The 25,609-nt window shown below is 43.1% G+C and carries 21 protein-coding genes and 1 tRNA gene; 13 read left to right on the forward strand and 9 right to left on the reverse strand.

Features of this window, described 5'->3' with window-relative positions:
* Nucleotides 1-55: 55 nt before the first annotated feature.
* The 4 genes from ftsH to C3F22_RS03140 all read left to right on the forward strand — a co-directional run bounded on the left by ftsH (nucleotide 56) and on the right by C3F22_RS03140 (nucleotide 4,016).
* Nucleotides 56-1,945 (forward strand): ATP-dependent zinc metalloprotease FtsH, encoded by a 1,890-nt coding sequence (ftsH, locus tag C3F22_RS03125; RefSeq protein WP_034701384.1) that lies wholly within the window; start codon nucleotides 56-58, stop codon nucleotides 1,943-1,945.
* Nucleotides 1,946-2,051: 106 nt separating this feature from the next.
* Nucleotides 2,052-2,666, forward strand: coding sequence for a GNAT family N-acetyltransferase (locus tag C3F22_RS03130; protein ID WP_034701369.1), 615 nt, complete (start codon nucleotides 2,052-2,054; stop codon nucleotides 2,664-2,666).
* 78 nt (nucleotides 2,667-2,744) lie between these two features.
* Nucleotides 2,745-3,596: a dihydropteroate synthase gene (gene folP, locus C3F22_RS03135; protein ID WP_034170180.1), complete on the forward strand. Its 852-nt coding sequence runs from the start codon at nucleotides 2,745-2,747 to the stop codon at nucleotides 3,594-3,596.
* A 105-nt stretch (nucleotides 3,597-3,701) separates the two neighbouring features.
* The gene (locus C3F22_RS03140) at nucleotides 3,702-4,016 is read left to right on the forward strand and encodes a DUF5713 family protein (protein WP_034170181.1); all 315 of its coding nucleotides are present in this window, start codon (nucleotides 3,702-3,704) and stop codon (nucleotides 4,014-4,016) included.
* 28 nt (nucleotides 4,017-4,044) lie between these two features.
* On the opposite strand, the gene C3F22_RS03145 is transcribed toward C3F22_RS03140, so the two are convergent.
* From C3F22_RS03145 to C3F22_RS03155, 3 genes are all read right to left on the reverse strand, one after another.
* Complete coding sequence (locus C3F22_RS03145) at nucleotides 4,045-4,734, reverse strand: hypothetical protein (protein ID WP_104425872.1); 690 nt, start codon at nucleotides 4,732-4,734, stop codon at nucleotides 4,045-4,047.
* 93 nt (nucleotides 4,735-4,827) lie between these two features.
* Nucleotides 4,828-4,913, reverse strand: a tRNA-Leu gene (locus C3F22_RS03150).
* Nucleotides 4,914-5,084: 171 nt separating this feature from the next.
* Nucleotides 5,085-5,813, reverse strand: a complete 729-nt coding sequence (locus C3F22_RS03155; protein WP_034170183.1) for a hypothetical protein — start codon at nucleotides 5,811-5,813, stop codon at nucleotides 5,085-5,087.
* Nucleotides 5,814-5,982: 169 nt separating this feature from the next.
* Here C3F22_RS03155 and C3F22_RS03160 point away from each other — a divergent pair, with 169 nt between their 5' ends.
* The gene (locus C3F22_RS03160) at nucleotides 5,983-6,489 is read left to right on the forward strand and encodes a hypothetical protein (RefSeq protein ID WP_034170184.1); all 507 of its coding nucleotides are present in this window, start codon (nucleotides 5,983-5,985) and stop codon (nucleotides 6,487-6,489) included.
* A 38-nt stretch (nucleotides 6,490-6,527) separates the two neighbouring features.
* Here C3F22_RS03160 and C3F22_RS03165 read toward each other — a convergent pair whose 3' ends face one another.
* From C3F22_RS03165 to C3F22_RS03175, 3 genes are all read right to left on the reverse strand, one after another.
* Complete coding sequence (locus C3F22_RS03165; protein ID WP_079280994.1) at nucleotides 6,528-6,806, reverse strand: hypothetical protein; 279 nt, start codon at nucleotides 6,804-6,806, stop codon at nucleotides 6,528-6,530.
* 55 nt (nucleotides 6,807-6,861) lie between these two features.
* Nucleotides 6,862-8,184 carry a hemolysin family protein gene (locus C3F22_RS03170; RefSeq protein ID WP_104425873.1) on the reverse strand — a complete coding sequence of 441 codons (1,323 nt, stop codon included), beginning with the start codon at nucleotides 8,182-8,184 and terminating at the stop codon, nucleotides 6,862-6,864.
* 131 nt (nucleotides 8,185-8,315) lie between these two features.
* On the reverse strand, nucleotides 8,316-9,305 hold the full coding sequence (locus C3F22_RS03175; protein WP_004784775.1) for a LysR family transcriptional regulator: 990 nt from the start codon (nucleotides 9,303-9,305) through the stop codon (nucleotides 8,316-8,318).
* Between the two features lie 62 nt (nucleotides 9,306-9,367).
* Between C3F22_RS03175 and C3F22_RS03180 the strand changes: the two genes are divergently transcribed.
* From C3F22_RS03180 to C3F22_RS03205, 6 genes are all read left to right on the forward strand, one after another.
* Nucleotides 9,368-9,589, forward strand: coding sequence for a hypothetical protein (locus C3F22_RS03180; RefSeq protein WP_034701366.1), 222 nt, complete (start codon nucleotides 9,368-9,370; stop codon nucleotides 9,587-9,589).
* Nucleotides 9,590-9,987: 398 nt separating this feature from the next.
* Nucleotides 9,988-11,589 carry an isocitrate lyase gene (locus C3F22_RS03185; RefSeq protein WP_034170185.1) on the forward strand — a complete coding sequence of 534 codons (1,602 nt, stop codon included), beginning with the start codon at nucleotides 9,988-9,990 and terminating at the stop codon, nucleotides 11,587-11,589.
* Between the two features lie 256 nt (nucleotides 11,590-11,845).
* On the forward strand, nucleotides 11,846-14,941 hold the full coding sequence (locus C3F22_RS03190; RefSeq protein ID WP_104425874.1) for a multidrug efflux RND transporter permease subunit: 3,096 nt from the start codon (nucleotides 11,846-11,848) through the stop codon (nucleotides 14,939-14,941).
* Between the two features lie 171 nt (nucleotides 14,942-15,112).
* Nucleotides 15,113-18,238: an efflux RND transporter permease subunit gene (locus tag C3F22_RS03195; protein ID WP_104425875.1), complete on the forward strand. Its 3,126-nt coding sequence runs from the start codon at nucleotides 15,113-15,115 to the stop codon at nucleotides 18,236-18,238.
* Between the two features lie 41 nt (nucleotides 18,239-18,279).
* Complete coding sequence (gene mgtE / locus C3F22_RS03200; RefSeq protein ID WP_004784767.1) at nucleotides 18,280-19,614, forward strand: magnesium transporter; 1,335 nt, start codon at nucleotides 18,280-18,282, stop codon at nucleotides 19,612-19,614.
* Between the two features lie 75 nt (nucleotides 19,615-19,689).
* A complete protein-coding gene (locus C3F22_RS03205) occupies nucleotides 19,690-20,271 on the forward strand; it encodes a DUF4112 domain-containing protein (RefSeq protein WP_004784766.1) in 582 nt (193 codons plus the stop codon).
* 74 nt (nucleotides 20,272-20,345) lie between these two features.
* Here C3F22_RS03205 and htpX read toward each other — a convergent pair whose 3' ends face one another.
* Both htpX and C3F22_RS03215 read right to left on the reverse strand, forming a co-directional pair.
* Nucleotides 20,346-21,251 carry a protease HtpX gene (htpX, locus tag C3F22_RS03210; RefSeq protein WP_004784764.1) on the reverse strand — a complete coding sequence of 302 codons (906 nt, stop codon included), beginning with the start codon at nucleotides 21,249-21,251 and terminating at the stop codon, nucleotides 20,346-20,348.
* Nucleotides 21,252-21,428: 177 nt separating this feature from the next.
* A complete protein-coding gene (locus C3F22_RS03215) occupies nucleotides 21,429-22,301 on the reverse strand; it encodes a lytic transglycosylase domain-containing protein (protein WP_034170191.1) in 873 nt (290 codons plus the stop codon).
* 501 nt (nucleotides 22,302-22,802) lie between these two features.
* Between C3F22_RS03215 and ttcA the strand changes: the two genes are divergently transcribed.
* A complete protein-coding gene (gene ttcA, locus C3F22_RS03220) occupies nucleotides 22,803-23,732 on the forward strand; it encodes a tRNA 2-thiocytidine(32) synthetase TtcA (protein WP_004784760.1) in 930 nt (309 codons plus the stop codon).
* 218 nt (nucleotides 23,733-23,950) lie between these two features.
* Nucleotides 23,951-24,337 (forward strand): SCP2 sterol-binding domain-containing protein, encoded by a 387-nt coding sequence (locus C3F22_RS03225; protein WP_004784757.1) that lies wholly within the window; start codon nucleotides 23,951-23,953, stop codon nucleotides 24,335-24,337.
* A gap of 92 nt (nucleotides 24,338-24,429) precedes the next feature.
* Here the strand turns inward: C3F22_RS03225 and C3F22_RS03230 are convergent, their stop codons facing one another.
* The gene (locus tag C3F22_RS03230) at nucleotides 24,430-25,545 is read right to left on the reverse strand and encodes a transglycosylase SLT domain-containing protein (RefSeq protein ID WP_104425876.1); all 1,116 of its coding nucleotides are present in this window, start codon (nucleotides 25,543-25,545) and stop codon (nucleotides 24,430-24,432) included.
* Nucleotides 25,546-25,609 lie beyond the last annotated feature (64 nt).

Consider the following 25,609-nt stretch of genomic DNA (forward strand, 5'->3'; position numbering starts at 1 on the left):
TTAAGGTCACCCTTCGAGGGCATGATCAAATTAGATTGGAATGGGAAATAAAGCTTTGAGCGATCTTTTTAAGAATGCCGTATTGTGGCTCGTGATACTGGGTGTGCTGGTGTTAATCTTCAGCAACGTCAGTGACCGCAATCAACCGACTACAATGAACTATTCGGAGTTTGTTGCCGCGGTCAATGCTGGCCAAATTAAACAAGTTACAATTGATGGCGAAAGAATTCGCGGTGAAAAATCAAACGGTTCAGAGTTTGAAAGCATTCGCCCGGCAGTTCAAGACCCAGAACTGATGCCAAGCCTGATTAAAAATAATGTAGTCGTTGAAGGTGAAGCGCCTCAACGTCAAGGCTTGCTCATGCAATTGCTGATTGCAAGTTTCCCTGTGCTTCTAATCATTTTGTTATTCATGTTCTTTATGCGCAACATGGGTGGCGGTGCAGGCGGCAAGAATGGCCCAATGAGCTTTGGTAAATCTAAAGCGAAAATGCTATCTGAAGACCAGATCAAAGTAACATTTACTGATGTGGCGGGTTGTGATGAAGCAAAACAGGAAGTGGTCGAAATCGTTGACTTCCTGAAAGATCCTGCAAAATTCAAACGTCTGGGTGCGACTATTCCTAAAGGCGTCCTGATGGTGGGTCCTCCAGGTACAGGTAAAACCCTGCTGGCTAAAGCCATTGCAGGTGAAGCAAAAGTTCCATTCTTTAGTATCTCAGGTTCTGACTTCGTTGAAATGTTTGTCGGTGTCGGTGCATCTCGTGTACGTGACATGTTCGAACAGGCAAAACGCCATGCACCATGTATCATCTTCATTGATGAGATTGATGCAGTCGGTCGTCATCGTGGTTCAGGTACAGGTGGCGGTCATGATGAACGTGAACAGACTCTGAACCAGATGCTGGTAGAGATGGACGGTTTTGAAGGCAATGAAGGCATTATCGTGATCGCTGCAACTAACCGTGCTGATGTACTGGATAAAGCTTTACTTCGTCCAGGCCGTTTCGACCGTCAAGTCATGGTAGGTCTGCCAGATATTAAAGGTCGTGAGCAAATCCTGAATGTACATTTGAAGAAATTGCCTTCTACTACGGGTGTAGATGTCAAAGTGCTTGCTCGTGGTACACCAGGCTTCTCAGGTGCACAGTTGGCCAACCTTGTAAACGAAGCGGCATTATTTGCTGCACGTCGTAACAAGAACACCGTCGATATGCATGACTTTGAAGATGCGAAAGACAAACTGTACATGGGCCCTGAACGTAAATCGATGGTACTTCGTGAAGAAGAGCGTCGTGCTACGGCTTACCATGAAGCAGGTCATGCGATTGTGGCAGAAATGCTTCCAGGTACAGATCCTGTGCATAAAGTCACCATCATGCCGCGTGGCTGGGCATTGGGTGTCACCTGGCAGTTGCCTGAGTTTGACCAGACTAGCCATTATAAAGACAAGATGTTGAATGAACTTTCAATCCTGTTTGGTGGTCGTATCGCAGAAGAAGTATTTATTAACCAGATGTCGACTGGTGCTTCGAATGACTTTGAACGTGCAACTAAAATGGCACGTGCAATGGTGACCAAATATGGTATGTCGGACAAGTTAGGCGTCATGGTCTATGAAGATGACTCTCAACAGTCATTTATGGGTAGCATTGGTACCCGTACGATTTCTGAGGCCACCCAACAACAGGTAGATGCGGAAGTTCGTCGCATCATCGATGAGCAATACAAGGTTGCACGCGATATCCTTGAAAATAACAAAGATATTGCCCATGCCATGGTGGAAGCGCTACTTGAGTGGGAAACAATTGATCGTGAACAGATTCGTGACATTATGGAAGGTCGTGAGCCAAAACCACCTAAAGTTTATGTTTCAGATAATCCAGTGATTGATGTAACACCGACTGATGGTCCAATGACTCCTCCGCCATTACCAGCGAACTAAGTTAACAATTAAAACCACCTTCGGGTGGTTTTTTTATGGCTATTATTTTGTCATATCTAGTTGAATGCTATAGTCAACTCATAAAAATCAATGAGTAAAAATAAGAATGAATTTACCTGTTCTGGAATCCGATATTTATCAGCTACGTTTGGAGCCACTGAGCTGGGAACATTTTGCAGACTTAGAAACTGCATGTGCCGAAGGGGACTTAGGGGAAGTGTTATATAACTCGGTGCCTTACCTACATAAACTTAAACACTACTTTATCCAAGCTTTTGAACAGCAGTCCAAAGGTGAAAGAATGGCTTTTGCCGTGATTGATTTGAATTCGGGCCGCGCCATTGGCACCACCAGTTATCATGATATCAAGCCAGAAATTCCACGCGTTGAAATTGGCTTTACCTGGTATGCCAAACCTTATCAACGAACCTATGTAAACCGGGTCTGTAAATATCTTTTGTTGCAGCATGCATTTGAAGAGCTGAATGCTCAAGTGGTAGGCTTTCGGACTGATCATCTGAATCTCAAAAGTCAAAAAGCTATTGAAGCTCTGGGTGCCAAACAGGATGGCAGCATTAGATGTCATATGCTGCGTAAAGATGGCGTGACACTCAGAGATAGTTATATCTATAGTATTTTAAAAAGCGAATGGGTTGATGTAAAAGCGTTACTGCAAGCCAAGCTGATGCAATATTCCAATAAGAACCACTTTGAAATCTAAGCCTTGATTAGATTGAGCTTTGCTTTATTGACCTTTCCATAAGACAATACCGGGGTTATTGTGAACTAGGAGTGAACCATGCAGCTGAAGCCATTACTACCACAGATCTGGACTTTCGGTCATTTGAAACTGGATTTGTCTCAGCCGCATGTGATGGGAATTTTAAATGTGACTCCGGATTCCTTTAGCGATGGAGGGCTACATAATCAGAAAGATCAGGCAGTAGTAAAAGCCTTGGAAATGATCGCTGATGGTGCCACTGTGATTGATATCGGGGGGGAATCTACACGTCCGGGTGCATCAGTCGTGGACGTTGAAGAAGAACTTCGTCGTGTGGTTCCAGTTGTAGAAGAACTATCTAAACATGATGTGATCATCTCGATTGATACCTCACAGCCGGAAGTCATCAAAGCAGCCGTCAAGGCTGGTGCACATATCTGGAATGATGTACGCGCGCTCACTCGTCCACAAGCGTTAGAAACGGCAGCAGAACTGAATATTCCGGTGATCATCATGCATATGCGTGGTGAGCCGACTACGATGAATAATCTGGATCAGTATGATGATGTGACTCAGGATGTGATTCGGGAACTGACACAACGGGTTCAAGATGCTTTAGATATCGGCGTTAAAGCTGAAAATATCATGATTGATCCTGGTTTTGGTTTTGCCAAAAATGCCCAGCAAAATCTTAAATTGCTTCAGGAATTTTATAAACTGACTGAAATGGGCTATCCAGTTCTTTCTGCCTTATCCCGCAAACGTTTTATTGGTGCTGCACTAGATGGTGCAGAACCTCAAGCACGTGCAGTAGGTTCGGCTGCGGCGCATTTGCTGAGCATTCAGCAAGGTGCCTGTATGGTTCGTGCACATGATGTCAAGGCAACAGCAGACGCCATAAAAATCTGGAAAGCTATGCAAAATGCCTAAATCTGGGCTGAAAGACATCTAAGGGCACAAGCTGTTTGGCTTTTAAACAGCAATGTGCTATACAGGCACGCTTAAGTTAGATTGTCATCTTTTAGAGTGCCTGTAATGTTTGCAGATTTACTTCTCCCCATGTTCGATGATGAATATTATCCCGATATTCTGGTTGCAGAAATCAAGCAACACATCGAACGCTTTGCTTCTAAAGTATCTAAATCCAGTTTATCAGATCAGGACGTGTACCAGCTAGCGCATGAGACTGTGGCAGACATCAATGCCATGAAGCCGCAGTTTGAAGATCTGGACTCTTCTCTGGATAATACTGCCGCAGACTATATTGCCGAGGCCATGATGATGGTCGTGCAAGAACAGGGTCTGTTTGATATTGAAATGGAAGAACTGGTCGTTAACCGCGAATGGTAAAAAAAGCCCTGTTAAACAGGGCTTTTTTTTAATGATCTGAAAATACGTCTTTTAAATTTTTATAATGAATTTCATCTAATAGTTTCTGTTCTTCCAGCATGCAGCTATGATGTAAATCCAGATAATACTGTTTTAAATCTTTGTGATAAGGCACTGGTTCCGGCTCTTTGCTTTGCGACTGCTGATAAGACCAGTAAGCCAGTTGACGGATTTTCTGCAAACGTACCAGAAGGGTGCTGCGAGTCGAAACTCTAAAACAAGGCTCGACTAAAACTGGTACAAGGCTACTGAAAGCAAGCAGGGCCAAGCAAGGCAAGGTAACAAATGCTGAGTGAAAATACTGATAATTTATAAATGACAGAATCGCAATCAGGGTTTGCATATACAGGCAGAGTTGCAAACGCTTGGCATAGCGGGCAGAACTGTATTTCGCCTGAAACTGGGCACGCCAGATATAAGGATAAAGCATGCCAATCATGACAATGGTACCTGCACTGAGCGCCTGATATTTTGAAGTGACAAAGTCAGGATAAAACGGCAGCGAAAAGCACAGGCAGCAAAAACCTGTGATCATGACCAGAATACCGATACGTAAATACAGATATAGATCAGTGGTCTGGTTCAAATATTTATAACGGCCATAGCTGAGGCTACAAAAGAATGCATCAGGATGGCGTAATTGCAATCTGGCTAGATCAAAAGAACGGGATGCAGACATGGGGAGGGCACATTCTATTGGTGATAATCACGCATAAAAAAACCAGCTGAATGCTGGAGATTTTTCATTGCACCATTCTAATCAGAATTAAAATGGTGCCCGAGGCCAGACTCGAACTGGCACGCTTTGTGGGCGGGGGATTTTAAATCCCCTGTGTCTACCGATTTCACCACTCGGGCATGTGCGCAATAATAGAGGACGAAATAAAGCTTGGCAAGTAAATTTCAATATGTTTGCTTTATTTTAAAGCAATTCAGTAGCTTAAATTTAAAAATTAATTCCATAGTGCTGGATAATAAGCGTGAGAAGTCATGTAATTTTCTATTTCAGGACGTGTTTAAAAAAACTTTTCACAGGTGCTCATCCAGATAAGTATCGATATCGATGTATTTAATCTTCTTGCACTGCTCATGTTCCAGTTTAAACAAACGGGTATGCAAATCCGCATAGTGCTGAAGCTGATTTTTCAATTCTTCATTTGGGGAGGTCGGCTTGGAATGAAAAAATAATTTCAGACGCAGTTTCCAGGTTTGTTGATAAGCCCAGAAACAGATGCGGCGTAACTGCTGCAGTTGATATTGTTCAGTTGTATTAGTAGTAGGGCGGAACATATTTTCTTTATAGAACCGTACAAAACCAAAACTGATCCCGAAAAAGAATAGAATCCACATGACCGTACTGCTTTGTAGAAAAACCAGATTCAGCGCTTCCAGTACAATGACTACAGTGAGTTTAATCGGTGTATGTCTTAAAAACTGATAGAGGGAATGGGAAGAGTGCCGGATCTGCTTGATCACCAGTGGAACCACCAGCATCAGAAATAACAGAATAGTCAGAATCGCATAACTTTGCGCCTGAAAGTTTTGGGCAGTTGACAGCTTAGAGGAATAAACATCTTTGAGAGCCAGGCTAATCGGTACAAAGATCATGGCAGCCAGCACCCAGGGAATCAGTTCCTTGAGATCACTTAAAATACCTTTAGTTTTGATCTGACCATAAAACAGATAATTTCTTTTAAAGGCAGCCGGATAAAGCAGTTTAAGTTGCTGCAATAAAAGATCAATCTGTTTGGTTTGCATAATAAAGAAGTAAATCAGAAACTTGCCGCCTACTATAGCCAATTTACGCCAGAATGATAGAGATGATCCGGATTTTGCAATTATTAGAGTTGAAGCTAAAGATTTTAATTTTTTAGTAAGGATTTATGCGAAAATAGTCCATTGCATATTTATTTTTTAGGGACAGTTTATGACTGATCAATCTCCTGCGACGCTAAGCGACATCGAAATTTTAGACATCCTTCAAACCATGAAGAATGATGAGCTAGATACGGAAGCAAAAGAAGTCATTCGTCAGGGTGGTAAAGCGGGTCGTCAGGAAGCGCATAAACAGGCGCTGGTTGTATTGAATCAGTCATTTGAAGAAAAATTTGTTGAAGCAGTTTCTCTGGCCCTGAATCTGAATGAAGCGCAAATCAAAAAAATCCGTTATAAGAAAGACCGTATCCGTATTTTAAAAGCCCGTGGTATTGATTACCTGGCGATTGATGGCGCGGAAACTGCCTTTGTACTGGCGCAGATTGCGCAGGCCATTCTGCGTGAAGATGCAGTCGTCACTCATGACCTGCATAATATTTTCCCATTCTGGAAAGAAGGCTGGCCAATGGTGCAATTTGATAATGCCTACAAAATCTTGCAGGAAGATATCCAGATCCATTATCAGGCAGTCCTTAAAGCACTTTTATCAAAAATCTAAATTGAATTGAATGTAAAAAAGCACCTTCGGGTGCTTTTTTAATGAGAATAAAATAGGGAAAGCAGCCAGCGTACAGGAAGGATAAACAGCCGCCACCAGGTGATGAGTGGATAATAAAAATATTTACCTATTCTTAAAGTCGAATCAAATCCTTGCCGATGCCGCTCATAAGGATAGGGAGTCAGCCAGATTGAAAGTAAAATGAGTACAATTGCTAGGATCAGAAATATAGGCTGTTGATCTTGCATAAAGAAGAAATAGATTAAATATAAGGCCGAATAAAAACTCAGACAGGCGAGTAGCGCAGCAATATTCATAAAAGTCTCATTATTATTGTTTTTGGAATTTTAAAAAAATTGAAGAAGAACCAGATTATTCTGATTCTTCTGTCGGTGGCTTTTTCACTTCTAGCATACGTGTAACCAGTAACTGGTCAATCTTGAAATGATCAACATCGACAACTTCAAACTTATAACCCGCATATAGCACAATATCTGCTGGACGTGGAATTTTACGCAGCTTGAACATCATAAAACCAGCCAGAGTTTCATAATTCTCTTCATCCGGCATTTCATCAATTTCCAGCGCATGTTTGATGTCTTCAATAGGCGTACTGCCATCAATCAGCCATGAATTGCTGTCACGCTTAATGATCTGCTGGTCTTCTTCCAAGGGAGTAACCCAGTCGCCCATCACGGTAATCATGATGTCGGAAAGGGTAATGACACCTACGACCAAGGCATATTCATTAATAACGACTGCAAACTTTTCCTTGGTTGAACGGAAGCGATCCAGTAATTCAGATAGAGTCAGTGTATCTGGAATGGTCAGAACCGTACGGATGGTATTTTCATTCAACTGAAGTAAAGACTGATTATTCAGAATACGAACCAGAATATCTTTGGAGTCGACATATCCAATCACATCATCGATATTTTCATTACAGACCAGGAACTTGGAGTAAGGAAATTCAGCCAATTTCTGGCGAATACTGGCTTCAGATTCTTTCAAGGTAAAGAACACCACATTTTCACGAGTGGTCATACTGGAAGGAACATTACGTTCTTCAAGCTCAAACACGTTCTCAATAAAGTGATGTTCCTGTTTCTGTAACACCCCTGCCTGAGCACCCGCATCCATTACCGCAGAAATATCAGCAAAGGTAATATTGTCATCTCGAATGGTATTCACTTTAAATAAACGGAATAACAGGTTCGCAATGGCATTGATGAACCAGGCCAATGGTTTACAGATTTTGATAAATACCTGAATCGGATTAATCACCGAGACAGAAATTTTTTCTGGAGCGATCATGGCCAGACGTTTTGGCATCAAGTCCGCAAACAGAATAAATAATGAAGTAACTGCAGTGAAGGACAAGCTGAACGCAATCGTTTCAGTCCAGGGACCTTGATAAAATCTGGAAAGTAAATTGATGATATAAGGGCGGAAGGCGCCTTCACCTAAAATACCGCCTAAAATGGCAACAGCGTTTAAGCCGATTTGGGAAGCTGCAAAAAAGTCAGCAGAATTTTCTTGTAAATCTAAAACTTTTTGAGCGCGAATATCTCCCGATTCAGCCAAAATTTTTAATTTGACCTTACGAGCACCTGCAAGCGCGATTTCTGTTAATGATAAAAAACCGGCCCCCGCGATGAGTAATAAGATAATCACGATGTTTTGAAAGAGGCTCACGAATCCACCTGTGGATTAATATGATCTAGCTAAAAATATTTTTAACACAAAAAAAGACTTGAGGTACAAATAAAGCAACTCAAGTCTCTAGAGTATAAGCTTAAAAATGAGCAATTTAGCTAATATTCGATTTAATAATGCGAAAATTGCGAATTATTCATTAAAAATTCACGATTTTCTTCTTCGATCATCTGACGCGCTACATATAGAATCAGCTGACGTAACCAGCGATGGGCGGGATGATGATGCAATAAAGGACACCACGCCATCTTCAATTCAAACTCGGGAATATAAAATGGTGGGTCTTTAATGAGTAAGTTCTGGTTTTTGGCTTGCAGACGTGCAATACGGGTCGGTAATGTTGCTACAAGATCTACATTGGCCGCCAAAAGACCGGGCATTTGATAGTGACGGGTAAATACCGAAATCTTACGTTTTTGGCCAATACGTTCAAGAGCCTGATCAATCCAGCCGAGACCCGCTTGTTTCTCAGGATTTACCCCAAAGCCGACGCCCATGCCAGTTTTTGATACCCAGATATGCTGTGCATCCAGATAACTTTTCAGATTCAGGTTACCTGCAGCCGGATGCTTGTTATTTAACAGGCAAGAAAAGCTGTCACGCCAAACCAGTACCTGATGGAAGCTTTGTGGAATTTCATTAAAACGGTTAATTGCCAGATCAACTTTACCTTGTTCCATGTCACGATAGGACACATCACTTGGCGTTAAGAAGTCGAGAACCACATTTGGTGCTTCTGAACGTAATGCTTTCACCAAGCGTGGTACCAGTGTGGCTTCAGCATAATCTGAAGTCATGATACGGAAGACACGATTTGAGGTATAAGGACGGAACTCGGTACGCGGTTCCAGAATCATGGAAAGATCCGCTAAGGCGTCGCGGATACGAGGTTGGAGTTCTAGTGCACGTTCTGTTGGAGTCATACCTTCAGAAGAGCGAATCAAGAGGGGATCATTAAATAAATTTCGTAAGCGACGTAAAATGTTACTCATCGCAGGTTGGGTTACCCCAAGTTGTTCTGCTGCACGCGTGACATTTTTTTCACGTAAAAGTACGTCAAGATAAATGAGGAGATTAAGATCGACCCGCTCCAGATTCATAAAAAAAATACCGAAAATAAAATTATGAAATTATATGGATTATGCCATAACTACTATAGCTTGTGTACGCAACTGATGAAAAAAAAGCCCAGCTGATTGTACTGAAATACCTTTTTAGAGTCTCTTTCACTGTAGATTTTGCCAGCCTGAATCCTTCTCTATTTTTTAAGAGCAGAAAAGAAATCTGGCTGCATCCAAAAACGAAAGAAGGTATTTCTGAAAAACAGACGGAATTAGCAAATAATGTGCCAGATTTGACTAAAAATATTTCCACAAATAAATGAAAAATAATTCCTTCGAAATAAGTGTTCCAAGTTTTAAGGCTTAGAAAATAGACAAAAATTGCTGAAATTAAGCGCTGCTAAAGTCCTGCAAGACTTAAGTCTAATGAATATTTTTTACCCATATTGCTGATGTTTTAGACAAAATCTAATTTTAAAAATTAAAAAATAAAATATTAAATACAATAACTTATAAGGAGCTGATCAATATATAATTAGACTTTCATCTACATATTTTTTAAATAAATAATGATAATTCTTGCAGAATATTGGATTAATTTTTCGAAGCCCACTAATCTTTAGCTATCCCAACGGATCGTCGAAAATCTGAACAAGTCATTGAGGGTGTGATTTGAGCGGTTCGTTGCAGAAAAATCCTAATATTAATACAGGAATATATCATGACTACATACCAAACAGCGATTGATGCAATCCGCGAATTAAAAGCGAAATTCGGTAACACTTGGGCAGACATCAGTCCTGAAGATGCTGCGCGTATGCAAATGCAAAACCGTTTCAAAACTGGTTTAGACATTGCTAAATATACAGCGGCGATTATGCGTCGTGATATGGCTGCTTATGATGCCGACTCTAGCAAATACACTCAATCACTAGGCTGCTGGCACGGTTTCATCGCTCAGCAAAAAATGATTGCGAACAAAAAATACTTCGGTACAACTGAACGTCGCTATATCTACCTTTCTGGCTGGATGGTTGCTGCACTTCGTTCAGAATTCGGTCCTCTTCCTGACCAATCTATGCACGAAAAAACTTCTGTTCCTGCATTGATCGAAGAAATCTACACATTCTTACGTCAAGCTGATGCGAAAGAACTGAACGACCTGTTCCGCGCACTTAAAAAAGCTCAAGATGCTGGTGATACAGCTAAAGCTGCTGAAATCACTTCACAAATCGACAACTTCCAAACTCACGTTGTGCCAATCATTGCGGACATCGACGCTGGTTTCGGTAACGAAGAAGCAACTTACTTATTAGCTAAGAAAATGATCGAAGCGGGTGCTTGTGCACTTCAAATCGAAAACCAGGTTTCTGACGCGAAACAATGTGGTCACCAAGCTGGTAAAGTAACAGTTCCACACGAAGACTTCATCGCTAAAATCCATGCTCTTCGCTATGCATTCCTTGAAATGGGTCTTGACGACGGTATTATCGTTGCACGTACTGACTCTGAAGGCGCTGACTTGACTCAAAAAATCCCAGTGGTTAAAGAGCCAGGCGACATCGCTTCTCAATACATCAGCTACTTAGACACTCAAGAAATTGACATCTCTGAAGCACAAGAAGATGAAATTCTGATCAAACGTGATGGTAAACTTCACCGTCCTAAACGTCTTGCTTCTGGCTTGTACCAGTTCCGTGAAGGCACTCAGATCGACCGCGTTGTACTTGACTGTATCACTAGCTTACAAAACGGTGCTGACCTTCTTTGGATCGAAACTGCGACTCCAAACGTAGCTGAAATCGCTCACATGGTTAACCGTGTACGTGAAGTTGTGCCAAATGCGAAACTTGTTTACAACAACTCTCCATCATTCAACTGGACACTGAACTTCCGTCAACAAGCGTACGACCGTTGGGTTGCTGAAGGTAAAGACGTATCTGCATACGACCGCGCTAAATTAATGAGCGCTGAGTACGACGATTCTGAATTGGCTGCTGAAGCTGACGAAAAAGTACGTACATTCCAAGCAGACGCTTCTCGTGAAGCAGGCGTGTTCCACCACTTGATCACTCTGCCTACTTACCACACAGCTGCTCTTTCTACTCACGAGCTTGCTCAAGGTTACTTCGGTTCTGAAGGTATGTTGGCTTATGTTGCTGGCGTACAACGTAAAGAAATCCGCGGTGGTATCGCTTGTGTGAAACACCAAGCAATGGCTGGTTCTGACATCGGTGACGACCACAAAGAAATCTTCGCTGGTGACAACGCGCTTAAAGCGGGTGACGATGCGAAAAACACAATGAACCAATTCTCTGCTTAATCAGCTCTGAATCGATTCTAAAAAAACCCTGCGCAAGCAGGGTTTTTTTATGCCTAACATAAAATGAATAACTCTATAAATTGTTGAAACAGCTAGATGAAAGGCAAAATCTTCATATTTTCTTCATGATTCAATTTTATACATATTTTTCTGTGATCAAGCCTTGCATTCTCCAAGCCTCTGCCTGAATATCCTTAAGCTGACTCAATAATGCAACGTCTTCCATAATTCATTAAATTCAAAGTGATTCAGACTTATGCTGTCTAAGTTTTTCATTCATCGTCCTATTTTTGCAGGTGTACTGGCCATTGTGGTCATGGCCATTGGACTTTTTGCGGTGATGAACTTACCTGTCGAACGTTATCCGGATATTGCACCGCCACGCATTACTGTGGCAACAACTTATACTGGTGCATCTGCAGAAACGGTAGAAGAGAGCGTGACCCAGGTGCTGGAACAGCAAATTAAAGGTATCGACCGCTTGCTGTATTTCAGCTCCAGCAGTGATTCTTCAGGTCGAAGCCGGATCAGCATCAGTTTTGAAAATGGCACCGATCCAGATACAGCACAAGTACAGGTTCAAAATGCGATTAACGGGGTTCTCAATCGTTTGCCTGACGATGTCCAGCGACAGGGCGTGAATGTCTTCAAATCTCTTGGCGATACCCATATGGTCATCGGTCTGTATGATGAATCACGGCGTAGTAGCAATATTGAACTATCTGATTATTTGACCACACATCTGGAACAGGATATTTCCCGAATTGATGGCATTGGGGAACTGGATGTTTTTGGTTCACAGTTCGCGATGCGCATCTGGCTGAATCCAGCAAAATTAAAACAATATAACTTGATGCCAAGTGATGTGCGGGCAGCGATTGAATCACAGAATACTCAGGTGGCAGCCGGCGCAATTGGGGACTTGCCGACAGTCGATGATCAGTATCTGAATGCCAAAGTCACATCAGGCAGCCGTTTAAAAACAGTCGAAGAATTTGAAAATATTATTGTGAAGTCTGCCCGGGACGGGAGCTTTATCTATTTAAAAGATGTTGCACGTGTAGAATTGGGTGCGGAAAATTATCAGTCATATAGCACTACCAATGGCTATCCTTCTGCCGGTCTGGGCATTTCACTAGCCTCCGGTGCCAATGCAATTGCGACGTCGAGTCTGATCAAGGCTGAAATCGAGCGACTTTCCCAGCAGTTGCCGGAAGGCTATAAAATTGCTTATCCGCGTGACAATACCCCGTTTGTCAAAGAATCGATTAAAGAAGTCGTTAAAACTTTATTCGAGGCGGTCATTCTGGTCGTCATCGTGATGTTTATCTTCCTGCAAAACTGGCGTGCGACCTTAATTCCGACTGTAACTGTGCCTGTAGTTTTACTCGGAACCATGGCGGTACTTTATGTTTTGGGACTGAGTATTAATACGCTGACTTTGTTTGCCTTAGTACTGGCGATTGGCTTGCTAGTCGATGATGCTATTGTGGTGGTAGAGAACGTTGAACGTCTGATGCATGAGCAGCAACTTACAGCCAAAGCAGCAGCACTGGAATCCATGCAGGAAATCAGCGGAGCACTGATCGGGATTACCCTGGTTTTAACCGCGGTCTTTATTCCCATGGCGTTCTTTGGTGGCTCAACCGGGGTGATCTATCGTCAGTTCTCGATTACGCTCGTGGCAGCGATGTCTCTGTCGCTGATGGTCGCACTGATTCTGACACCTGCACTTTGTGCGCTGATTTTGAAACCGAATCCAAAACCTGCCAAGTGGGCGAGTTGGTTTAACCAGAAACTGGATGATTTGAAGCATCGTTATCTGAAAGTTTCTAATGTCACTCTACAACATAAGGCCATTAGCCTGGTGCTTTTTGCCGGGTTGATCTGTGTATTTGCTTTATTCTACCGCGCCTTACCTACCAGCTTCTTGCCGAGCGAAGATCAGGGTATTCTGAATCTGCAGATCCGGCTACAGGAAGGTGCTCCAATGAAAAACACCATTCAGGTCGGTGAACAGATTCGTCAGTATTTTCTGGAAGAAGAAAAGGACAATATCGACTTGGTCATGTTACGTTATGGCCGTAACTTCTCAGGTACCGGTCAGAACCTGGCGACCGGTTTTGTAGCCTTAAAGCATTGGGATGACCGTTCAGGAGAAGAAAATACTGCGCAGGCGATTCGTGAACGTGCCATGAAGCATTTCCGTAGTAACCGCGATGCCCAAGTCAATATCAGTATGCCGGCTTCAGTGAATGGTTTAGGTCAAACCGACGGCCTGGATTTCTGGATTCGTGATATTAACGGTAATGGCCGTGAGTATCTGGAAGAACAGTTCCAGAATATGCAGGCTGGCGCAGCTCAATATAGGAGCTTTGAAAATCTGGATAAGCGCTCTAATCCGGAAAAAGCCGAACTGAAAGTCAATATTGACCAGAAACAGGCCATGGCCAATGGTCTGAGTCAATCCGCAATTAACAGTACGCTTTCAGCGGCTTGGGGCGGTAATTATATTAATGACTTTATTGATCGTGGCCGGATTAAACGGGTGATTATGCAGGGTGATGCAGAATTCCGTTCCAAACCTGAAGATCTGACACAATGGCATGTACGTAATGACCTGAACGAGATGGTGCCTTTTAGTAATTTCGCTCAGGTGGACTGGAGTGGTGGTCCCGAGGTAGTCAACCGTTTTATGGGCTATACCTCGCTACAAATGCAAGCGGATATGGTCAAAGGTTCCAGTTCTGGTGAAGCGATGCAAGATGTTGAAAATCTGGTGGCAGAACAGGATGGCATTGACGTGGTCTGGAGCGGTTTATCCTTTGAGGAAAAACAATCCAGTAATCAGGCAATCTGGCTTTATCTGGTATCGATCGGTTTTATTTTCCTGTGTTTGGCTGCTTTATATGAAAGCTGGACGATTCCGACTGCGGTCATGTCCGCGATTCCTTTAGGGATTGGTGGGAATATCATTTTTAGTTTTCTGGCAGATTTTCCGAATGATATTTACTTCCAGATTGCTTTGCTGACCACGATTGGTCTGTCCTGTAAGAATGCAATTTTAATTGTAGAGTTTGCGGCATTGGCTCAGGAAAAAGGTAAATCGGTAGTTGAAGCTGCACTTGAGGGTGCGTCATTACGCTTGCGTCCAATCTTAATGACCTCTCTGGCCTTTGGTGCTGGTATTTTGCCACTGGTCTTTGCTTTTGGTGCAGGTGCAGCCAGTCGTCGTGAGATTGGAATCAGTGTTTTTGGTGGAGTGATCTTCGGAACGATACTGGTACTGATTTTTATTCCATTTATGTACGTTTTAATTCGCCAAATGACGACGAAGAAATCACGTACCTAATATCAATACAAAATATTGAGCTCAAAAATCCTCGTTATGACGGGGATTTTTTGTCGAAATTAAAGAGCTAAAGATTGGCTTATATTTAAGCATGGTGTAAAAATTGCTATAGAAATCATCTATTCATGGCGTGTGCACTCTAAAGATGCATTTGATGGAGATTTCTAATTTATGTTGTCGCGCTTTTTTATTTATCGTCCCAAGTTTGCAGCGGTCATTGCAATTTTAATGATGGCCCTTGGGGTATTTGCACTTCAAAAAATTCCCATTGAACATATGCCAAATATGGATACGCCAGCTTTAGGCGTTTCCGCAGGTTATCGTGGTGCATCGGCTGAAACAGTTGAGCAATCGTTGACCCAGATTCTGGAACAGGCGATAAAAGGCATTGAAGGTCTGGAAACCTTTCACTCCAGCAGTTCGGTGGGACGGGCTCAACTTACGCTGCAATTTGAGCAAGGGGTCGATCTTGATCAAGCCCAGTTACAGGTTCAAAACGCCGTCAATGGCGTATTGAGCCGCTTACCTGAAGAGACGCAGCAGGGCGGAGTCAATGTTTATAAATCAGGGTATGACCAGTTTGCACTGTTAAGTTTATATGATGAGAGTGGGCAGAGTAGCGTCACCGAACTTTCAGATTATTTGATGGTGCATGTGGAACCGCGTTTGTCACGTATCGAAGGTGTGGGGGAAATTGACCTGTACGGTGCAGGTTATGCCATGCGGATCTGGCTAAATCCGCATAAGTTGCAGCAGTTTAACCTGATGCCAAGCGATATTCGCAATGCCATTGAAACCCAGAACGCACCCCTAGCTTCAGGCGCAATTGGGGGTTTGCCGACGATGCAGGATCAATATCTCAATGCCAAGGTCAGTGCGGGTTCACGTTTAAGCAGCGTGAAAGAATTTGAGAATATTATTGTTAAAACCACGGATTCCGGTTCATTGCTGTACTTAAAAGATGTGGCACGGGTAGAACTAGGTGCAGAGAGTTATAACCACATTAACTATACCAACGGACAGCTCTCTTCAGCTTTATCGATTACTTTGGCGCCACGGAGTAATGCCATTGCAGTTTCCAAACAGATTCAAGACGTATTAAAAAACGCTCAGGCCAATTTGCCACCGCACTATCAGTTGCAAATGACCATGGACAAAACTCCATTTATCACCAGCTCAATTGAACAGGTAGCTAAAACTCTAGTTGAAGCCATTATTCTGGTCATTGTGGTGATGTTTATCTTCCTGCAAAACTGGCGTGCCACGATTATTCCGGCCGTTACGATTCCGATTGTGGTTTTGGCAACCTTTGCTGTGCTGTATGTCTTGGGTATGACTCTGAATAACTTTACCTTGTTTGCCCTGATCTTGGCCATCGGTCTGCTAGTCGATGATGCCATTGTAGTGGTGGAAAACATTGAACGCCTGATGCAGGACGAACATCTGGATGCCAAAGCGGCTGCCTTAAAATCCATGCAGGAAATGAGCGGGGCACTGGTCGGTATTACGCTGGTACTTACTGCAGTATTTATCCCGATGGCTTTCTTTGGCAGTATCACTGGAGTGATTTATTGTCAATTTTCTATCACTTTGGTGGTAGCGATGTTGCTGTCTTTATTCGTGGCCTTGGTGATTACCCCAACATTTGCGGCACAACTCCTCAAACGCAAACCTTATCAGGCTCGCTGGGCACAGCGCTTTAACCATGGCATGGATCAGCTCAATGCCAGTTACCAAAAAGTTTCAGCTCGAAGCATGCAATTGAAATTCACGATGTTGGCACTGTTTGGTGTGTACATAATGGGCTTCGGCTGGGTATATAAGTATTTGCCGGAAGGATTGATGCCCACTGAAGACATGGGTTTTGCTATGGGGCAGATTGTCATGCCTGGCAATGCACCGCGTACAGAAGTCGAACAAGTCGGGCGTGAAGTACAAGATTATTTGATGAAACATGAATCGGAACGCATTCAGAGTGTAGGTGTCTGGTATAGTGGCAACAATGTCGGTGTAGGTCCGTATCGTGGGCAGCTTTTTGTGGTATTAAAAGACTGGGCTGAGCGCAAAAATCCTGAAGATTCGGTCTTTGCTATTGTCGATCGAGCACAGAAACACTTTGCCAATCATGCCAATGCCCAAATTTTCTTTATGGCACCTTCCATGTCAAGTAATGGTCGTGTAGTCGATTTCTGGTTGCAAGACCTGGATTATAAAGGGGCTGAATTTTTACAGGAGGCATTTGGCCAGATTGAAGCGCGTGCCCAAGGCAAATCATCGATTGAATTTTTACAGCTGGATCAACCTAAAGAAAGTGCTGAGCTGAATATCAAACTTGATGCAGAACGTGTGTTAAAGCATTCCATTCCTCAGCAAAATGTAAACAGTACTTTGGCTGCAGCATGGGGTGGAACTTACATCAATGACTTTATTGATCGCGGGCAGATTAAACGTGTGATTATGCAGGGTGAGGCAGAATACCGTTCCAAACCTGAAGATCTGGCCTTCTGGCATGTACGCAATCAAAAAGGTGAAATGCTGTCATTTAACCAGTTCAGTAGTCTGAATTGGCAGGGCGGGCCGAACAGTATTAACCGTTATATGGGCTATAACGCTGTTCCAGTCTATGCAGGGATTCCAAAGGACAAGTTTTCCAGTCAGACCATGCAGGATGTTGAAGCATTGGTAGATGCCCAGGAAGGTGTGAATCTGGCCTGGAGCGGAGCCGCATTGGAAGAAAAGCGCAGCAGCGGTCAGGCGATTTTTCTTTATGTGATTTCGATTGCCTTTATTTTCCTGTGCTTAACCGCTTTATATGAAAGTTGGACCATTCCTGCGGCCGTGATCAGTGCCATCCCATTGGGCGTAGGCGGCAGTATCTTATTTTGCTGGGTCTTTGGTTTCGCCAATGATATCTTTTTTCATATTGCCTTGCTGACGACGATTGGTCTGTCCTGTAAAAATGCCATTTTGATTGTGGAGTTTGCTGCACAGGCAGAGAAAGCAGGAAAAACAGCTATAGCTGCAGCTTTAGAGGGAGCAAGTTTACGCTTGCGGCCTATTCTCATGACTTCTATTGCTTTTGCTGCGGGAGTAATCCCTTTGATTTTCGCTTCTGGGGTCAGTGCGATCAGCCGTCAGGAAATTGGTGCCAGCGTTTTGGGCGGGGTCATTTTTGCGACTATTCTGGTGTTATTCTTTATCCCATTTATGTATGTGTTAATCCGAAACCTGTTTCGTGTCAAAGCAACAAATAAAGTTATACAAATCAATCAGGAAAATGAGGAATACTCACTCTAGGGCGGGTATGTTTCATACCTGCATGGAATGATGGTAGGGAAATGCAGCACCAAGAAAAAATACAGCAACTACATGAGACTCTGCTGACAGGGGAAAATAATATTCATCAGCTTTTACAAAAGCTGAATATTGCCGATCAGGCCAGAATTTTGTCTGAACTTGGACCAGCGGAACGCTGTCACCATTTCAGGCAGCTGGAACGTCAGGCAGAAGTACTGGAGTACTTGCCACTGGCCATGCAAATCCAGCTGGCCTATCAATTTCCTCTGGAGCAACTGGCCAGTCTGATGGATGCCATGCATTCCGATGACTTCATTGATTTATACAAGCAGATGCCCTGTGAAGTGCAGCAGCAGTTACTTGGCAAATTATCCACCCAGTCGCTACAAACCCTGCGAGAGCTGCATGCTTATCCGGAAGAAACTGCCGGTGCATTAATGAGTTCAGACTTCGTCACGCTTGCTCCCGAGTTGAGCATGACTGAAGCGATTGAAACGCTACGTGATATTGCGGGGAATCATGACACCTTATATCTGATCTATATTGTCGATGAAAAACAGCATCTGCTCGGCGTAATTTCCTTGCGACAAATTATTCAGGCACGGCCGGATGCCACTATTAATGAGGTCATGACCACAGATGTAGTCTATGCCACGGTAGATGAGGATCAGGAGCAGGTCGCCCGTACCTTGGCCTATTATGATTTTATCGCCTTGCCTGTGGTCGACGCGACCCAGAAGCTGGTCGGGATTATTACTTATGATGATGCCATGGATATTGCAGAGGCAGAAAGCACCGAGGATATTTTAAAATCCGGTGCAGTGACGCCTTTGAATGAGCTGAGCCTGAAAACTGCACCGATTCTCAGACTGTATCAGAAACGGGTATTCTGGCTGGTTATTCTGGTGTTTGGCAGTCTGCTCTCCGGAATCGGGATTGCCCATTTTGAAGATATTATTTCCACCCATATTGTGCTGGTATTTTTCTTGCCATTGTTGGTGGGAAGTGGGGGGAATGCTGGCTCACAATCTGCCACCCTAATGGTGCGTGCCTTGGCAACAGGCGATGTGCAGTTTAAGGACTGGTTTAGCTTGCTTGGTCGTGAATCTCTAGTTGCCTTATGTCTGGGTGGAACGATGGCCATTGCAGTATCAATTCTGGGTTATATTCGAGGCGACTGGATGGTCGCTGTTGTACTCGCTTTAAGTATGTTAGGTATTGTACTGATGGGATGTCTAATCGGCATGAGTTTACCCTTTATTCTCAATAAATTGAAAATGGACCCAGCCAGTGCATCAGCACCTCTGGTGACTTCAATTTGTGATGCCACCGGGGTGATTATTTACTTGTTTATTGCCTCTCAATTATTGTTTTAAATACTTAGCAATTACAGCTTAAATAGAAAAAATACTTTATGCTCAATTACATCAGTCTCATTTCTGGAAGAACCTATGCCTGATCCCGGACAGAAAAATAAACTGAGCCAACAGGATGTCATTCGGCTGGAGCGGGATCTGGCCAAGTTCGCCAATATGATGGATTCGGTGGTACGGATTCCATTTACCAAGCAGGGCGTCGGGGCAGATGCTGCTTTGAGTACCATTCCGGTAGCAGGAGATATCGCAGGTTTTGTATTGACCAGTTATGCGATTTATAAAGCCCGTCAGATCGGGGTATCGAATGAAAAATTAAAGCCAGTCCTGAAAATGGCCGTCATGGATGCTGTGGTCGGCTTTATTCCTGTAGCGGGAACAATATTTGATATTTTCATTCGTCCTAGCCGTAAGGCACTGGATATTGTGCATCAGCATATCCGGGACGAATACCAGATCCGTACCGATCATCATGTGGTGCATCCATTTCTGCATGAAAGTCTGGAACGCAGACAACAGCAATCCGCTTTCTGGCGTAATCCTGTGGTGGCCTGGATCTGGATTCATCTGCCAGATCTTTTAGGAACTTTCTTCTTGATTCTGTTAATTATGGCTATTGGCTGGGGCACAATGCAGCTTTTTCAATGGTTTAAAGCCTGAAGGTTTATCAATATAAACTTAATAAAAAAGCCTGCATTCGCAGGCTTTTTTTTATCAAGCAATTAATATATTGCTTAAGGGCAATCGAGTTGTTGCAAAGCAGCAACACGTTGTTCAATCGTTGGGTGAGTCTGGAACAGAGCCGCCAGACTAAAACCTTGTTCCTGACCAGCTGCAATCGCAAAGGCTTTCATTTCTTTCGGCATAGCATCCGGCATTTCTGATTCAGCCTGTAAACGTAATAACGCTGAAATCATCGCCTGTTTGCCTGCCAAACGTGCACCTGCCTCATCAGCACGATACTCACGGTAGCGTGAGAACCACAATACGATTGCAGAAGCCATAATACCAAATACGATATCCAGCACAATGGTAATCACAAAATAGCCAATACCTGGTGCTTCACCTTCTTCACGGCCGAAGATTGTACGGTCTACGAAATCACCAACTACACGGGCAAAGAACATGACAAATGCGTTGACCACACCTTGAATCAAAGCCAGTGTCACCATATCGCCATTGGCAACGTGACCGATCTCATGCGCCAGTACCGCGCGAAGTTCATCTTTATTCATGCGTTCAAGCAGACCCGTGGACACAGAAACGAGCGCATCGTTCTTGTTCCAGCCTGTTGCAAAAGCATTTGACTGATAAGATGGGAAAATACCCACTTCCGGCATCTTAATGCCAGCGCGCTGAGAAAGTTGCGCAACTTCTTGTAATAACCATGCTTCTGCCTGGTTACGAGGGGCATTTGGGTCAATCAGTTCAGTACCGGTTGTTTTTTTCGCCATCCATTTAGACATGAAAAGGGAAATCAGTGATCCCACCATACCGAACACAAAACAGATCACCAACAGGTTGCCTAGATTCAAGCCACCCGCGCCATGGTAACTACCGACACCGAAGAGTGACAGGATAATGCCAGCTACAACCAGTACCGCGAGGTTGGTTAGCAAGAACAAACCAATCCGCATCATTGAGAAATCCTCTTATTATAAAAAAATAATCTGATTAGAAAATGAAAATCATTGAAATCAATATGGGGTGAAATGACTAAAAATTCAAGAAAAAAATGGCCCTAGATCACAAAACACAGCTTTATTTTTTGCTACATTTTCGCTAAGGCCATTCAGAATCAAATGATTTTGATTTTTTTATTCACTTAAATAAATTTTAGCTGCTGCTGTTGCATTCGCCGTTGCATAAGAACCCATCGGTGCATCGGTATAACTGCCATCAGCATTCATAATAATCTGACGCTGATACTTGGCTGCCTGAATGTGCGAAGTGCTGCTGCTATCATTGGAGTAGTTCGCTGAACTGGCAATGATGCGGCCTTCACTGGATGGTGTGTTAGACGTGGTTGTACTTGCACTCAGGCCATGAGTATACAGGTTTTGAAAACGGCTGGTCACACGGCGCACATAATCCTGGGTTTCCCGGAAAGGCGGGATTCCACCGTATTTACTGACATTGCCTTCACCGGCATTATAGCCCGCCAGTGCCAAGCTGGTATTGCCATTAAAACGCTTTAATAACCAGGCCAGATATTTAGCACCCGCCATAATATTCTGATGCGGATCATAAGCATTACTGACATTAAAGCGACGTGCTGTGGCTGGCATCAGCTGCATCAAACCTTGTGCACCCACAGGGGAGCGGGCATGGGTATTAAAACCGGATTCAGTATGCATGACTGCTTTAATTAAACCTTCAGACACACCATAAGTCTGTGCGGCCTGACGAATGATCGAATCAAAAGCATTCTTATTCTTGCTATAGCTAGGCAAAACCGACGACTCGCTGCTGCCCCAGTTACTATAGCTATGAATATTGCTATCCGGATAATAAGTCTTCTTTTCGACCTGAAGATGATTATAACGGCTCTTCTTATTGGTCAATAAGGTACTGCCGTTTTTATCACGCAACTGATAGATGGTTTCACCGGCATACACCAAATGACTACAGCTCAGCATAACCAAGCTACCCATCAGTTGACACCCCAAGAAATACGTCTTTATTTTCATTGTTTATATTTGATAAATAATAAGCTAGAAAAATTCATGGATGAGTTTAACAAAAAATTACGTAATGCACAGCCTTATACGCTGCATTTATAAACGAGTATGTAAACAGGAACGCCTGTCAATATTTTGAACACTAAAATATTTTTTTTATTTAATTTAAAACCTTAGGGTTGACAGGTTTAAGTTATTGATTTTAATAATAAAATAAATTGATCAAAAAATGATCAATTTAAAGAAAAGCCTTAAATTTTGAGGTGAACAAGTTGTCAAGTCCATTTCAATCCACAAAGTTATCCACAGCTTTTGTGGACAACTGTGGAAAAGTCCAAAAGATAAGCATCTCGCCTAAAAATTGAACTAAATCGTTCAATATATCAATCAAAATAAAACATGAAAATGAAACTAATATGGCATTTGTATGAAAATAAATTCTTTTGATGCGATACGGAACCGAATCAGCTAAAATTGCGCGGTATTTTTATTTATGGGTTATTCTCGTCTATGTACTCGCCAGTTGAATCCGAGCAAGGATTTAATTTCAAACCTGAACTGCCAACAAGCTCTGCCTACTACCGTTTGTTGAAGAAGCTTCGCCGCCAGGTCGGACATGCCATTCGCGACTTCAAGATGATTGAAGACGGCGACAAGGTCATGGTGTGTATTTCTGGTGGTAAAGACAGTTATACCTTGCTTGATATCCTGCTTCAGTTTAAACGCATTGCACCGATCAATTTTGATGTAGTGGCAGTTAACCTGGACCAGAAACAGCCCGGTTTCCCGGAAGATGTATTACCGCGTTATTTAGAAGAAAATAACATTCCGTATTACATCTTGGAAAAAGATACCTACAGCATTACTAAAAAACTGACACCGGAAGGCAAGACTTACTGTGCAGTATGCTCACGTCTGCGCCGTGGTTCTTTGTACGGTTTTGCTCAGGAAATTGGGGCGACTAAAGTGGCGCTGGGGCATCACCGTGATGATATTCTGGCAACATTCTTCCTGAACCTGTTCCATGGGGGCAGCCTGAAAGCCATGCCACCAAAATTGCTGTCTTCTGACAAAAAGAATATCTTAATTCGTCCATTGGCCTATGTGGAAGAAAAAGACATCATCAAATATGCACAGATGCGTCAATTTCCAATTATTCCATGTAATTTATGTGGCTCTCAGGAAAATCTTCAACGTGCCATTATCAATGACATGTTACGTGAATGGGACAATGCGCATCCAAAACGTTTGCACAGCATCTTTGGTGCCTTACAAAATGTTTCACCATCTCAGTTAGTTGACCGTGAATTATTCGACTTTGAAATTCTGGACAGTCAGCGCGAATTCGATTTCAAAGGCAGCAGCTGTTCAACTGAAGAGGCGGTAGAAGGTGAGAACCGCCGCATCAATATGGTCAATCTGGGCTTTGCAGCAGACTAATCGACCTATATAAAGTTAAGCCGATACAGGTATGGGCTACGGCCGATGCCTGAATCAAAAATAATGTAAGATAAGAACTACAAAAATTGAACGGTGCGTACAAAATTCGTTAGCCTTTGCCATAATGATCATGTTATAACAAGTCACAAGCATAATAGCTTCAACCTGATGTCGTCTGGATAGTCGACACAAATGAATAAATAAATTGAGGAAAGATCATGCCTGCTTTTTTAACTGATGATTGGTTTTCGACTGTAGACACGCTCACTGCACAAGCTGGTGATTTGGATTTGCCACCTGCTTTGGCAAATCTAGCAATTAATTTGGTCGTTGCAGACACTACAGGTAATACAGAATTATCTTTGGAAGGTGGCGCGATTAAAAAAGGTTTGTCTCCAAATGCAAAAACAACATTGAACATGGATGGCGAAACCTTACGTAAAGTTTTCCTTGAGTTTGATATGGCGGCTGCAATGCAAGCTTTCATGACAGGTAAGATCAAGGTGCAAGGTGATATGTCTCAATTGATGGCATTGCAAACAGCGAAGCCAAGCCAAGCTCAAAAAGACCTATTCAAGAAAGTTCTTGAAAATACCACAGCTTAATAGTCTTGATCTAAAAAGCTGAAGTAACAAAAAAGCTTACCCTGAGGTAAGCTTTTTTTATGGCTGAATAGCTAGATTTAAATTGATCAGACTTAAATATTCACTAGCTGTGGGGTGGTCTTGATGTGTTCCAGATAGGCGCGGATACGGGTCACGTATTGAAGGGCCTGACGGTAACGACCATTACTGGCTTTATTCTGTTCCAGATAAGCATACAGGTTTACCCAATTATTCGGATTCTTGCCTTGAGCCTGAATACGTTTTTGCAGCTGATTCACAGCACCGGGGCCCATGTTATAGGCAACCAAAGCAAACCAATTACGATCCGGATAAGGAATATGTTCATAACGGCTCAGCATCTGATCATAGTATTTGGCACCCCCATCAATACTTTCGCCTGGATCTGTCCGGTTACTAACCCCCATCGCTTTTGCGGTAGAGCTTGTTAGCATCATCAGACCGCGGACACCGGTGGGAGATACGGAGTTTGGCTTTAGATAGGATTCTTGGTAACCGATCGCGGCGAGCAGGTGCCAGTCCAGATCGTACTGCTGAGCAGATTTCTGAAAGCTCGCCTTGTATGTGGGGAGGCGCTGGTTCAGGTCCTGTTGAATTTCATCCCAAGAATGCTCTTCTACTACATTCTGATTGTAGAAGGAAGCAAGTTGCTTGATCGCACCGCTTTGTTTGCCTTGACAGACAAAAGCACTAGCGGTTTGACTCAAGGGATCACTAGCTGATTTAAATACCAGATTCAGATTGGCATTCAGTCCATTACTGGCCAGTGAAGACTCATCACCACAAGTGGCAGAAAAAGCCGTTAAACGCTGTTGTTCAATCGTACCCAGATCAGTGGTGGTCATGGCCAGATTGGCTTTGCCCTGGGCTACCCATTTCAGGGCCGTGGCATTATCCGGAACAGTTTTAAAATCCAGCTTAACATTCAGGCTGTTGGCATAGTTGCGAACCAGGTCGTAACCAAAACCATGCTGATGTTGTCCATTCTGAAACACAGTCGTTGGACTTTGAACTGCGACGACGGTGAGTTTGTTGCTATTTACCACATGATCATATTGAAGTGTGGTTTTAGTGGCATTGATACTATGAAAGGGGATAAGTGCCGTACTCAGTACCAGTGCTTTTACAGGGAGAGAAGAGATAAAAGAGCTAAGGCAAAGCCTCGACCCAGTGGTTGAACTACTGTGCATGTTGTCTCCGCTACAAGTAATTTATGCTTTAAAAATCACAGCCAATACTAGCCAGAAACTTTTA

The organism is Acinetobacter sp. ACNIH1 (genome assembly GCF_002934695.1).
GTDB lineage: Bacteria > Pseudomonadota > Gammaproteobacteria > Pseudomonadales > Moraxellaceae > Acinetobacter > Acinetobacter variabilis.